The organism is Streptomyces pyxinae, assembly GCF_024756275.1.
In the GTDB taxonomy this organism is placed as follows: Bacteria; Actinomycetota; Actinomycetes; order Streptomycetales; family Streptomycetaceae; genus Streptomyces; species Streptomyces pyxinae.
In genome coordinates, this window is sequence record NZ_JANUGQ010000002.1 from 394257 (window position 1) to 407108 (window position 12852).

Sequence of the window (12852 nt, forward strand, 5' to 3'; positions counted from 1 at the left end):
GGCGGTGGCCCGGCGGCCGGGGGCCGGCCCCGCCGCGTGCGCCACCGGTGGCCCCCGCCGCCGCGCATCACCGGTGGTTCGCCGGGCGCCCGTGCCGTCCCGTCCGGCCCGGCCGGGTGCGGGGGCCGGACAGGGCGGGCGTCAGCCGGTGGCCGCCTTCAGCGCGGCCGGGAGCACGGAGAGCACCAGGTCGACGTCCTCCTCCGTCATCCGGGTGTGCAGAGGCAGACAGATGTGCCGGGCGCAGAGGTCGTCCGCCACCGGATGGCGGCCGGCCGGCAACAGGGGCTCGAAGACCGGCTGGGCGTCCAGCGGCTTCTCGTAGATCTCGCCGCCCAGCCGCACACCCGCCTCGGCGAGCGCGGCGCGCAGCGCGGCCCGGTCGGTGCCGGGATCGAGCAGGACGACGTACTTGTACCAGCTCGCCGCCGTCTGCCGGGGCAGCACCGGGGTCAGCCCCGGGATCTCCGCGAGCCCCGCCGTGTACCGCCGGGCCAGCCGGTCGCGCACCGCGAGGAACTCGTCCAGCCGGCGGAGCTGTGCCCGGCCCACGGCCGCGTGCAGCTCGCTCATCCGGGCGTTCTCACCCAGCACGGTGTGATGGCTGCGCCACTCCTCGGGCTTGCCGAGATTGCGGTGGAGCCGTACCGCGGCGGCCAGTTCGTCGTCGTCGGTGACGACCATGCCGCCCTCGGCGGCCGTGATGACCTTGGTGGCGAAGTACGAGAAGGCGCCCGCCACCCCGAAGCGGCCGGCGTGCCTGCCGTCCAGCCGGCTGCCGTGGGCGTGCGCGCAGTCCTCGTACAGCCACAGCCCCCGCTCGGCGCACCAGGCGGCCACCTCCGGCAGCTCCGGGCTGATCAGACCGCCCAGGTGCACCGTGAGCACCCCCACCGTGGTGGGAGTGACGGCCTCCCGCAGCGTCCGGACGGAGGGCGCCAGGGTGTCCGGCTCCACGTCCACCAGCCGGGTGCGCAGTCCGGCGAGCAGCGGCGCGGCGGCCGAGGAGTAGAAGGAGTTGGCCGGCACCAGCACCTCGCCGTCGCCCCGGGCCGCCAGCGCCCGGAGCCCGCAGACCAGGGCTCCGGTGCCGGTGCCGGTCGCCACCGCGTGGCGCGCCCCGGTGGCGGCGGCGGTCTCCCGCTCGAAGGCCGCCACCTGCTCGCCCTGGGCCAGTTGGCCGGTCTCCAGGCTGATACGGATCGCGCCGAGGATCTCCTCGACGTCCCCGGCCGAGAAGTCCGGCCGGACCGGAACCACACGCGGGGCGGTCATCCGGCCGCCACCTCCTCCCGCGTCGCGGCCAGTTGGGTGCGCAGTCCCTCGTCGATCCCGATCCGGGGGGTCCAGCCGAGGTCTCTGCGGACCTTGTCGGTGGAGACGAACCGCTGGGAGTAGACCAGCTCGCCCCGGCGCGTCGGCTCCTCGCGGTGTTCCACCGGCACACCGCCGAACAACTCGGAGACTTTGCGGGCCAGTTCACCGGTGGTGATGATCTCGGGTCCCTCCAGGTTGTAGACCTGGCCTGCCGCGACCGGCGCGGTGGCCCGGTAGAACGCCTCGGCCAGATCGTGCACATGCAGGAAGGCCCGCCGCTCCCCGCCGTCCCCGAAGACGGTGAGCGGCCCGCCGGCCGCCGCCGCCCGGAGGAACGCGTTGACGACCAGGCCCGGCCACATGCCGGGGCCGTAGACGGGGCTGTAGCGCAGCACCGTGGACTCCAGCCCGTGCAGCCGGGCGAAGTCCCGGGCGAGCAGCTCCTTGGCGATCATGGTGGTGGTGTAGAAGTGGCCCGCGCCCGAGGGGAGGAAGGGCTCGTCCTCGTCCACGGCGTTGACCGGCATGGCGTTGTAGACCCAGCAGCTTCCGGCGATCACCACCCGGGACACCCCGGCCGCCGCGGCGGCCGCGAGCACCGCCGCGGTGCCGGTGACATTGGCGTCCATCGCCGCCACCGGTTCGGCCAGCACCGCCCGGGCGTCCGCCATGCCCGCCAGGTGTGCCACGACATCGGGGCGCCAGTCGGTGAACAGTTCGCGCAGCCGGCGCTCGTCGGTGACGCTGGCGGCCTCCCCGGGGAACGGGTCGTCCGGCGCCCACCGGGTGTCCAGCACCAGGACCTCGTGGCCGCCCTCGTGGAAGCGGCGGGCGACATGGCGGCCGATGAACCCCGAGCCGCCGGTGACCAGACAGCGCATCAGGACCTCTTTCCCTGGGCGTAACGGGTGGACGGGGCATGACCGCCGGACGCACCGGACTCGTCGGACGGGGCGGACCGGCCGGCCCCGGTGTGCGGAGCGGACCGGGCGGCTCCGGCGCGCGCGGACGCGGCCGGCGCCCCGGGGGGCCGTTCGGCCAGCCGCTCCCGCCACGCGTCCCGGTCCTCGACGGCGCAGCCGTCGTCGGCGTCCGGCCGTTCGTCCAGCAGCCGGAGGAACCGGCGGTCGGTCAGCTCCTCCGAGGTGTGGTCCTGGAGCTCGCGGAAGTCGCGGCGGGTGCGCTGCTGGTGCGGCATGCGCAGGCCGGCGCTGCCCAGGCAGTTGCGGCAGGCCCGCAGTGGCTCCGGCGACCGCAGGTAGGCGAGCAGCCGTGCGGGGAAGTCCGGTGCGTCGCTGAGCCGCAGCCCGTCCGCCATCGGGTCCCCGCCGTCCCCCAGCACCTGCGGCAGGAAGACCGACTGCGGGCACTTGAAGAAGTGGCCCTCGTACAGTGTGTGACAGCGCCAGACATGGGCGATCTGGCAGGTGTCGTAGATGTGCCGGACCAGCCCGTCGTCCCCGGTGCCGCGCTCCGCGTACGAGTACCGGAAGTGGGAGTAGTACGCCAGGGTGAGCCGGACGCCGTGCTTCTCGGCGTACGCCCGTACCCCGGCCATCTTCTCCTCCGGCAGCTCCCGGTCGGGGTAGACCGAGATCTCCACCTCGTCCACCGCCGCCCAGAAGTCGTCCCGCATCCTCGGCAGCAGCATCCCGTTGGTGCAGACCGTGGTGTGCGGGGCGATCCCGGAGTCACGCACCAGGCCGAGCAGCGGCACCAGTTCGGGGTGGAGCAGCGGCTCGCCGCCCAGCACCTTGACGAACCGGGCACGGAAGGAGCGGGCCAGCAGGGACAGATCGCGCGCGGCGGTCTCCGGCGCGATCAGCGACCGGCGGAAGACCGGTGACAGATGGCTGCAGGACGCGCAGCCGAGGTTGCAGTGGTGTGCGACGTTCAGCTCGCAGCCCTCGGGGCTGACGACCTTCCCGTCGACGAGGTCATAGCTCATCGGAGTTCCTCATGCTCGCCAGGAGAACGTCGGGTCGAAGGCGGAGGTGAAGTTGTTGGAGTAACCCCCCAGGTAGTAGCGGAGTGTCGGCAGGCCGGTGCAGGAGACCGGCTCCCGCGCTCTGCGCAGATCGGCGGCGAGCTTGTCGTCCTCGCCGGTCCTGGCGGCCTCGTCGGCCGCGTCGAAGTCGTCCCGGAACGGCAGCCGCAGCAGCAGCTCCCGGGCGAGCAGCCACTCGCCGGTGTCCACCGAGACCACCGGGTCCGGCGTCCCGAGCGGGTCGAGCCGGTCCCGGCGCACGCAGGTGCCGGGCGCCACCACGCCCCTGGCCCGCATCCGCGCGTACTCGGCGCGGGCGGCGTCCTCGTCGGCCGTCCACGGATCGAGCGGCTCCAGATAGGGCGTGCCGTCCGGGTGGAACATCCGCAGCTGGGAGTGGACCGCGCGGTGTCCGGTCCGGCGGGCGCACGCCAGCAGGCTCGCCAGATGGTCCGGCTCCCACTCGTTGTCGTCGTCCAGGAACGCGATCCAGGGACTCTCGCTGACCCGGACGGCCATGTTGCGCAGCCGCGAGGAGCGGCCGGGCCCCGAGACCTCGCCGGGCCCCCGGCCGGCCAGCAACCAGCGGACGTTCCCCGGCAGTTCGCGGCCGCGCAGCAGGGCGTGGGTGTCGTCGCAGTCGTCCGCCACCACCAGGTGCTCGAAGCCGCCGGGCGGGGACTGGGCCTGCGCGCTGGCCAGCGCCCGGGCCAGCAGCGCCGGCCGGGTACGGGTGATCGTCACCACGGTGACCGCCACGGCCGTGCGCCGCCCGGGAGCCACGGACGCGGCGCTCCCGGGCCCGGCCACCGCCGAGTTCCCGGTCCCGGCCACGGAGGCGCTCCCGGCCCCCGCCGCCACTGCGGCGCTTCCGTGCCCCGCCGCCGCTCCGGCACGCGGACCGGGTGCCCCCGGCCCGTGCTCCGCCGCCGGGCCGTCGGCCGCCGCTCCGGCAACCGCCGAGTTCCCGGGCTCGGCCGCCGCTCCGGCACGCGCGGGCCGTCCGGGGACCGCCGGCGCGGAACCCGGGGGAACCGGCCGTCCGGGCTCCGCCGGGCGCGGGGCTCCGGCGGCGCTCACAGCGGCATCCGGATCGCCCGGGAACCGCCGTCGGCCAGCCGGAACGGCAGCTCCCGCAGGCCCGCCGCGGCCATCGACCGGCGTACCTCGGCGTGCCGCTCCGGCGGGCAGACCAGCAGCAGGAAGCCGCCGCCGCCCGAGCCGAGCAGCTTGGCCCCGCTCGCCCCCGCCTCCCGCGCCCGGTCGTGCAGCGCCTGGAGCCGCGGGCTGCTGATCCGCGAGCCGAGCCCGGACTTCAGCGACCAGTGCTCATTGACCAGATGTCCGATCGCCGCCAGGTCGCGCCGCTCCAGCGCGCTCACCATCTCGTCGGCGATCGACCGGATGGCGTGCAGCCGCCGCAGCGCGTCGTCGTTGCCGCTGCGGGTGCGTTCGTTCTGCTCGGCCAGCACCGCGCCCGCGTCCCGGCTGGTGCCGGAGTAGAAGAGCAGCAGCCGGGCCTCCAGTCCGGCCCGTACCGCCGCGGGCAGCTCCAGCGGCTGCGGGTCGACCCGTCCGGAGGGATGGAAGCGCAGCAGCCGGATGCCGCCGTACGCCGCCAGGTAGTGGTCCTGCTTGCCCACCGCCCGCCCGAGGTCGTCGATCTCCACCGCCGCGGCGGTCTCGGCGAGCCTCCGGGCCGTCGCCCCGGGTGCCGCCGCGTGCAGCACCGAGACGGCGAAGGCGGCCGAACCGCCGAGCCCGCTGCCGCTGGGCGCGTCGCTGAAGGAGGCCAGCTGGCAGCCGTCGTCCACTCCCGCCCGCAGCAGACAGGCCCGGACCATGGGATGCGGATGGTTCGTGGCGCGGTCGCACTCGACGGTGGTGTCGACGGCGGTCCGCAGCCGGCCCCGGAAGTCGCGGGGGAAGAGGGTCACCCCCACATACCGGTCGATGGCGCAGCCGACGACCAGCCCGCCGTACCGGGAGGAGTAGCTCGGCAGGTCGGTGCCGCCGCCCGCCAGCGAGATGCGCAGCGGCGAGCGGACCGTCACCACGGCCGGTTCGTCCGGCGGGTGGACCGCCGGCGCCGCGAGGGCCGGCTCCGGCAGCCGGGACGTGACGCCGGTCATGACGGACCATGCCCGGCGGTGCACTCCTTGCCCCGGCGCAGCAGGTCGTGCACGGCGGCGGCCACCAGGGTGTGCGGCACCGGGGTCAGGTAGCGCTGCTCGGCGTTGAGCGGGGCGCCGACCGCCCGCAGCAGCACCATGGCCACCTCGGACCCGTCGCACGACCGGTAGCCGCGCTTGTTGTCGTACGCGATGTGGTGCAGCACGGTCTCGGGCGCGATGCCCACGGTCAGACAGCGGCAGACCCCGACCCGGTCGATCAGTTCCTCGTGGACGGCCAGGCCCTCCGCGTCCAGCAGCCCGGCCCGGTGGGCGACGTCCGCGGCGGCGGTCATGCCCAGGGCCACCGCCTCACCGTGCTTGATCATGTCGCCGCCGCCCGGTCCGCGCCCCGCCCCGGCCAGCTCCAGGGCGTGGCCCACGGTGTGCCCGTACTCCAGCAGGACGCCCGCGTGCTTCTCGTACGGATCCTCCAGCAGCAGCCGGCCCTTCACCGCCAGGCTCAGTTCGAAGATCTCGCCCAGGTCGGCGGGGGAGTAGTCGGCCTCCCGGCGCAGCAGCCGCCGCAGCCGGGGAATCTGCGCGGGCTCGATGGCGAGGGCGTTCTTCACCGTCTCGCACGTCCCCGACCGGAGGTCGCGCGGTGAGCCGCCCGCCACCACCGCCAGGTCGACCAGGACGGCCTCGGGGATGTGGTAGAGGCCGACGGTGTTCTTGGCGTGCCCGGTGTTCACCGCCTGCTTGACCGAGAGCACCGAGTCGCAGGCGGCGATCACCGTGGTCGGCACATGGACCAGCCGCAGTCCCCGGAAGAGCAGCCCCGCCAGCACCCCGGCGATATTGCCCGGGATGCCGCCGCCGACCGCCACCACCACCGAACGCCGGGTCACCCCGAAGTCCAGGGCCAGGTCCACGAACCGCGAGAGGGTGGCCAGGTTCTTGAACTCCTCACCGGGCGGGTGGGAGAGGAGCAGGGTCGGAGTGGTGCGCTCCAGCCGTTCCGCCAGCGCTCCGGCGGCCAGCTCCGCCACCCGGGCGTCGGTCACCACCACGAACCGGTCGGCGTCCAGCTCGGCCAGCGCGGCGGCCATCTCCGCCTCGATGTGCTCGCCCAGGACGACCCGGACCCGCTTCCCCGCGATGTCGAAGGAGCGTTCCCTGAGTCCCGGGGGACGCGGTGGTGCGGCGGCGGCATTCGCCGCGTCCGCCGGTTCACGTGCCTGTAAGTCCATCGCCATCACTTCCGGAAGGTGTCGATGCGCTGCTTCGCGATGCTGATCGCCGCTGCCGAGATGTCGTTGCAGGACCACCTGCGGCCGGCCCGCTCGGCCGCCAGGGCGGTGGAGCCGATCCCCGCGAAGGGATCCACGACGTGCTCGCCCTCCTCGGTGAGCAGGCGGATGAAGTAGAGCGGGGCGGCGACCGGGAAGCGGTCCAGGTCGGCGCGGGACCGCCGCTCCCCGGCCGCCTCCAGATAGGGCTGGTCCGCCCAGGAGTCGCCCAGCGCGAGGAAATTGCCGAACGGGTGGGTGAGATGGTTCTGGAAGCCGCGCACCCGGCGGGTGTCGGCCGGCGCGTCCGGTGTCCGGGAGAGCCAGAACCAGGTGGTCACGCAGTCGTGCAGCCGGGTGTACCGGCGCTCCTCGTACTCCTCGTTCACATCCAGCAGTCCGGGGTTGTACCAGTAGAACTCCTGGAGCAGGTACCAGTCGCCGCGCTCCAGCAGCCGGCTGAGCGCCGCGTAGTGCTGGACGGTGCGCACGGGGCGGTCCCGTGCCCAGGCGCCCCCGGTCTCCAGCACCACACTGCCGTCCGGGAGCAGCACCCGCCCCATCTCGGCCAGGTAGTGGCCGAGCCAGTCACCGAAGGCGGGGCTGGCCGGGTCCTCCGACGACGGCTCGCAGGGCCCGGTGAACCAGGGGGAGGTGACCACCAGACGCACACTCCGCTCGGGCAGCGCGCGGAGAAAGGCCGTGGCGTCGCCGTGGAAGAGCGTCCCCTGAGCGGTCGACGCCACGGGGCGCGCCGGGGACTCGGCCTCGGTGCGGAGACTCATCGCCGAACCTCTCTCTGTCAGGACGGGGTACGGGTCTCTGGTCAGGACGGGGTACGGGCCCGCTGCCGCCGGCCGGACCGGGCCGGGCCGACCGGACCGGGGGAGCGGACGGGGCCGAGCGGATGGGGGAAGCGGACGGGGTCGGAGGCCGGCCGGGCGGATGGAACGGACCGGACTGGACTGGATCGGATCGGACCGGACCCGAGGACCCGAGCGGGCCGGGTGGCCGTGGGTGTCTCCGGCCGGGCCCGGACGGCCCCGGAACGGCGCTCCGGGGAGCCCCGGGGCGGCTCTCCGGCCGGTCCGGGACGATCCCCGGCCCGGGGCGCGACCGGCCGCCGGCCGGGCGGTGACCTCGCGGCCGGGAGCGCGGACGTCTCCCGGGGCGGGTGCCGCTTCCCGGACCGGAAGGCGGCGTACGGGGTACGCGACGGGGCCGGGCCGCCGGGCGGTGAGGCGCCCCGTGACGGGCGGTCCGGTCCTGGTCCGGCCCGGCGGGTCCAACGGGCCGGACCACCGGGCCGGGGGCGTCACGATGCCGTCCTCGCCTTCTCCAGCGCCGCGACGATCTCGCCCATCCGCTCGGGCTCCGCGAGGAACATCCGGTGCGGCAGGACCACCGCGTTCTCCCCGGCCGCCTCCGCCACCGGCAACCGGAACCGCGCCGGATCCAGCTCACGCCGCCGGTCGCCGGTGGCCCACACCGAGGCCAGCGGCTGGTACAGGTCGTTCCGGTTCAGCGCCGAGTCGATCGGTTCCACGTGCACACCGAGCTCCCGGGACAGGGCAGCGGCCACGGTGTGTTTGGCGGCCGGGCCGAACACCTCCGGGTCCAGCCGGACGCAGACCTGGTAGGCGGCGTCCTCGGTGACCGCCTCCGGCCGGGAGAGCGGCGCCGCCCCGTCGAACCCGGCGAGCAGTTCCTCCAGCCGCCGCATCGACCGGCGGCGCCGGGCGTTCTCCTCGGCCAGCCTGCCCAGACCGTCCAGCGCCACGGCCGCGCCGAACTCGCTCATGCAGTAGTTGTAGCCCTGCACACCGGGGAGTTCGGCCAGTTGCAGCTCGCCGAGGGGCGCGTCCGGCCGGGGCCCCCGGCCGTCTGCCCGCTTGCGGTAGAGCAGTTCATGGACGGCCGGGTCGGAGGTGGTGGCCACCCCGCCCTCGCCGCCGGTGAGCAGCTTGGTCTGCTGGAGACTGAAGGCCGCCGCGTCGCCCAGCGACCCCAGCCGCCGGTCCCGCCAGGCCGCGCCGTGGACGTGCGAACAGTCCTCCAGTACGGCGAGATCGTGGCGGCGCGCCAGCTCGGTGAGCGCGTCCATGTCGACGGCGGAGCCGTGCAGATGGACCGCCATGACCGCCCGGGTGCGCGGGGTGATCGCCGCCGCCGCGGCCTCCACCGACAGGCACAGCGTCTCCGGGTCGACGTCCACCAGGACCGGTACGGCTCCCACCCGGAGCACCGTCGAGGCACACGCCACCCAGGTCAGGCCGGGTACCAGCACCTCGTCCCCGGCCCGCACCCCCAGCGCCTCCAGCGCGACGGTCAGCGCCGCCGACCCGTTGCACACGGGCACCGCGTACGGAACTCCGATGAACCGGGCGAAGGCGTCGGCGAACTCCTGCTCGTACGACGGCCGGCCGGTGAACGCGCCGCTGACCGCCCAGCGGCCGGACCGCACCACGTCGAGCAGCCGCCGCTCGGTCTCGGGAGTGTGTACCGGCCAGGCCGGCCATGGCTGTGCGTCGGTCATCGAGAACCTCCGATGGGGTCCTCCGGCCGGGCGGCCGGGGAACGTGCCGGGGATCGGGGTGACACCGGGGAACGGGGTGACGCCGGGACACCGGGCCGGGCCACCCGGTGCCGCCCGTGGGGCGGTGGGACGGACCCGGCCCGGACGGGGCGTGCCCGGGGTGGAACGCGTACGGAATCCGGCCGGGAGGGCCGGGAGACGGCCGGCCGGGGACGTGCCGGTGGCGCGGGACGGGAAGCCGGTGGGGACCGGGACGGATCGCGCGGGAGAGCGGCGTGAATGGGGGGAACGGGACGGGACGGGGCCGGATGGGGCACCGGACGCACGAGTGGTGCGCCCGCCCGGAGTCCGGTCCGTGCCGCCGGCCGCGAGGGGCGGTCCGGCTGTCCGCTGTAGCGGTTGTCGCGTGCCGCAACCGTACGCCGGTGGGTGGCGAGCATGTCAAGCCGCGCCCGGCGGATGACCGGTTCTCCACGCCTTCCGGCGTTCCGTGTCCGCTGTGGCGTACGCCGGACGGCCCGGCCCGTTACGCGTCCCGGCCGGTGGGAGCCGCTCCGCCGGCCCGGCACGCGTCCGGCACCCGCCCGGTCCCGGTGGCCGGGATCAGTCGCTGGCCGGTGAAGTAGCCAAGTTCCGCTGGCAGTTGCTGTTGTCAGCCGACATGGACGGCTGTTTGACTGGACCAAGGTCCCGGCCTGGTGTTCCGGGCCCGGTCCCCTCCGGGCTCCGGCCGACGCCGGGCCGGCCCGGACCCGCCCGACACACCCGGGCCGCCGAACACGGACAGGGGTGCTGGATGAGCAGCGAGCACGACACGGCGAGACCGTCGCCGGACCGGCCGGTGCCCGGCGGGTTCGACGAGCGGCTGGTCCGGCTGATCACCATCTACTACGCAGGCGAGGGCAAGCGCCCCGGCTACGCGCGGCTGGCCCGGGAGATCTCCGAGAAGACCGGCCGGGCCATCTCCGGCACCTATCTCTGGGAGCTCGCCACCGGGCGGAAGCGCAATGTGACGCTGGACCAGGTCGGTGTGCTGGCGGACTTCTTCGGCGTGCCGGCCGGCTACTTCGTGGACGACGAGGTGGCCGCCCGCGTCGACGCCCAGCTCGAACTCGCCGCCGCCCTGCGGGACACCCGGGTACGCAATCTCGCGCTGCGCGCCGACGGGCTGTCACCCGCCACCCTGGACGCTCTGCTGACCATGGTCAACGAGGCACGGAGAGTGCAGAACCTCCCGGTCGACGACTCCGCCGGGCCGCCCCCGGGCGAGGGAGGCCCCGGGGTGTAGCCTCCGCCACCACCCCGCCGGGCCCCGTGGCGGCCCGTGACCGGACACTCCGCCGGGGGCCCGCCCGGCCGTGCCGGCCCGGGCATCGCTCCGGGGGCGGGCGACCGGAGCCGATCGCCGCCCCGCGCCCGTACCCCACCCGCCTTCCCTCCCTCCGTCCGCCCCGCCCTTCTGCCCATCCCGTCCTTCCGGCGTCCGCCCCCTTCTGCTCGTCCCGCTCTGCTGCCCGTCCCGCCCTTCTGTCCGTTCCGTTCTTCCGGCGTTCGCCCTTCCGCCCGTCCCGCCGCCGACCGGGCCGGACACCGTCACGCGCGCGTTCCGCCCGCCGCCCCAGCCCCCGCCTCGCAGGAGAGCAGATGTCCTTGTGCGACACCCGATTACGCCGCCGCCGGTGCGAGGCCGCGATGGCCGGACTCCGGCTGTCCCGCCCCTTCTCCGTGCCGGAGCTCTGCAGCCAGGTCGCCGAGCGGCGCGGCCGGCCCCTGCACCTCCACCCGCTCCCGGTCGGCGCGGCGGCGGCGGGCACCTGCGGGCTGTGGATCGGCACCGAGACCGCCGACCACATCTTCTACGAGCAGCGCACCGGGCGGCTCCATCAGGAGCACATCGTGCTCCACGAGCTGGCCCACATCCTCCTGGACCACCACCGCATCGCCCCGGGCGGGGCGGGCGCCGAGCGACTGCTGCCCGACCTGGACAGCCGGCTCGTCCTCCGGCTGATGCCCCGCGCCGACTACTCCACCCCGCAGGAGCGGGAGGCCGAGACCCTCGCCACCATGCTCCGGCTCGGCGGCACGGCCCCCGCCCGCCGCCCGGGCGAGGTGCTGGACCGGCTGCGGGACGCCACCGGAGCGTGGCCCTGACATGGCGGCGCACCTGCCCGCCTGGGTCGTCTGGTACCAGGCGCTGACCACCGGGTTCCTGGTCGCCGCGGTCCTCTCCAGCCTGCCCGGCGCCGTCCGCCGCCCGCGTCAGCGCCTGCTGTGGGGCGGCGTGGCGCTGGCCGCCGTCGCCATGGTGCTCGACCTGCCGTTCCCCCGGCAGGCCTCCGGCGCGTCCGGCGCGCCCTGGGCCCTGCCGCTGGTCAGGAACGCCGCCGGAGTCCTCTCGGCCGGCGCCGTCCTGCTCTTCGTGGCCGACGCGGCGGACAAGCCCCGGCTGCGCACCGCGGTACGGGCCGGGGCCCTGATCGCCCTGACGGTGCTGCCGGCGCTCGTGCTCGCCGAACGTTCCCGCGCCCCCACCCTGGTGGACGGCGTGCTCCGGGTCACCCACTCGGCGCTCTACTGGCTGGTCCTCGGCGGCATCCACCTCGCGGCCAACACCGCCTGCGCGACGCTCTGCCTCCGCCACGGCCGCCGGTCGGCCGACCGGGGGCTCGGGCTGAGCCTGCGGCTCTTCGGCGCCGGTGCGGTCTGCGCGGGGATCTACTGGGCGGGCCGGCTCGCCGGGATCCTCACCCCGGCCCCGCTGCCCGGCGAAGGCGCGGCGCTGCGGCTGGTCATCGGGCTGCACGCGGTACTGCGCGGTGCCGCGCTGCTCGTTCCGCTGCTCGGCGCGGCCCGCCGGGCCGCCGGCGACGCCCGTGCCCTGTGGCGGTTGTGGCCGCTCTGGCACGAGCTGGTCCGGGCATCGCCGCAGGTGGTGCTCGACCGCCACCGCTCCCGCTGCGCCGAACTGCTGACCCCGCCCTCCCACTGGCGCTTCCTCGCCTACCGCAAGGTGATCGAGACCCGGGACGCGGTGCTGGTGCTCCGGGACCGCGCGGGACCGGCCGCCCTCGACTGCGCACAACGCCGGCCGGCCGGCCCGCCCGGCGGCGAGGGAGGTGCCGAACCCGCTTGCCTGTTCGGCGGTGGCTGTGCCCAGCAGCCCCGGTCCGTCCCGCCCGCCGCGCCCCGGGCCGGCCCGGTGGGCGACGGCGGGACGGCCGTGACCGCCGAGGTCGCCTTCCTGCTGCACGCCTCCCGCCACTGCCCGGCCCTCCGGTCGTTCCGGTCCGGCACCGGCACCGGACCCGGGGCGGACGGCGGCCGGCGCACCGCCTGAGCCCCCCGGGAGCCCCGGCCGGGGCCCCCCGGGGGCGAGGCCGCGGCCCGGGTCGAGACCCGGGCCGAGACCCGGGCCGTGGAAGTCCCCGGGAGGGGCCCGCCCACGCGGGGGCCGGGGACCTCCGGCCCCGGGGGCGGGCGGGAGCCGGGCCCTTCGGCGCGGTGGATGGGGCCCGTCCGCCCGGCCCGCCCGCGCCGCGTTCCGCCGAGACTGAGGGGACGAGGCCGGGGAGGGAGCATGCCCCGGCCCGGCGAGGACGGGACGTCGGT

The 12852-nt window shown here is 75.6% G+C and carries 11 protein-coding genes; 3 read left to right on the top strand and 8 right to left on the bottom strand.

Annotated elements, in window-relative coordinates; all coding sequences use genetic code 11:
• Window positions 1–141: 141 nt before the first annotated feature.
• The 8 genes from NX801_RS04625 to NX801_RS04660 form a co-directional block, all read right to left on the bottom strand.
• The gene (locus NX801_RS04625; protein WP_258785605.1) at window positions 142–1275 is read right to left on the bottom strand and encodes a DegT/DnrJ/EryC1/StrS family aminotransferase; all 1134 of its coding nucleotides are present in this window, start codon (window positions 1273–1275) and stop codon (window positions 142–144) included.
• Window positions 1272–2198: an NAD-dependent epimerase/dehydratase family protein gene (locus tag NX801_RS04630; RefSeq protein ID WP_258785606.1), complete on the bottom strand. Its 927-nt coding sequence runs from the start codon at window positions 2196–2198 to the stop codon at window positions 1272–1274. Before NX801_RS04630 ends, NX801_RS04625 begins: the two co-directional genes overlap by 4 nt.
• Complete coding sequence (locus NX801_RS04635) at window positions 2198–3265, bottom strand: radical SAM protein (RefSeq protein ID WP_258785607.1); 1068 nt, start codon at window positions 3263–3265, stop codon at window positions 2198–2200. Before NX801_RS04635 ends, NX801_RS04630 begins: the two co-directional genes overlap by 1 nt.
• 9 nt (window positions 3266–3274) lie before the next feature.
• Window positions 3275–4138, bottom strand: coding sequence for a glycosyltransferase family 2 protein (locus NX801_RS04640; protein ID WP_258785608.1), 864 nt, complete (start codon window positions 4136–4138; stop codon window positions 3275–3277).
• Window positions 4139–4380: 242 nt separating this feature from the next.
• Window positions 4381–5436, bottom strand: a complete 1056-nt coding sequence (locus tag NX801_RS04645) for a GHMP family kinase ATP-binding protein (protein ID WP_258785609.1) — start codon at window positions 5434–5436, stop codon at window positions 4381–4383.
• Complete coding sequence (locus NX801_RS04650) at window positions 5433–6668, bottom strand: iron-containing alcohol dehydrogenase (protein WP_258785610.1); 1236 nt, start codon at window positions 6666–6668, stop codon at window positions 5433–5435. Before NX801_RS04650 ends, NX801_RS04645 begins: the two co-directional genes overlap by 4 nt.
• A gap of 5 nt (window positions 6669–6673) precedes the next feature.
• Entirely contained in the window at window positions 6674–7492 is an 819-nt protein-coding gene (locus NX801_RS04655; protein WP_258785611.1) for a DNA-methyltransferase, read from the bottom strand.
• Between the two features lie 530 nt (window positions 7493–8022).
• Complete coding sequence (locus NX801_RS04660; protein WP_258785612.1) at window positions 8023–9243, bottom strand: DegT/DnrJ/EryC1/StrS family aminotransferase; 1221 nt, start codon at window positions 9241–9243, stop codon at window positions 8023–8025.
• A 796-nt stretch (window positions 9244–10039) separates the two neighbouring features.
• Between NX801_RS04660 and NX801_RS04665 the strand changes: the two genes are divergently transcribed.
• The 3 genes from NX801_RS04665 to NX801_RS04675 all read left to right on the top strand — a co-directional run bounded on the left by NX801_RS04665 (window position 10040) and on the right by NX801_RS04675 (window position 12580).
• The gene (locus NX801_RS04665; protein WP_258785613.1) at window positions 10040–10531 is read left to right on the top strand and encodes a hypothetical protein; all 492 of its coding nucleotides are present in this window, start codon (window positions 10040–10042) and stop codon (window positions 10529–10531) included.
• A gap of 356 nt (window positions 10532–10887) precedes the next feature.
• Window positions 10888–11394 (top strand): hypothetical protein, encoded by a 507-nt coding sequence (locus NX801_RS04670; protein ID WP_258785614.1) that lies wholly within the window; start codon window positions 10888–10890, stop codon window positions 11392–11394.
• Between the two features lies 1 nt (window position 11395).
• On the top strand, window positions 11396–12580 hold the full coding sequence (locus NX801_RS04675; protein ID WP_258785615.1) for an MAB_1171c family putative transporter: 1185 nt from the start codon (window positions 11396–11398) through the stop codon (window positions 12578–12580).
• Window positions 12581–12852 lie beyond the last annotated feature (272 nt).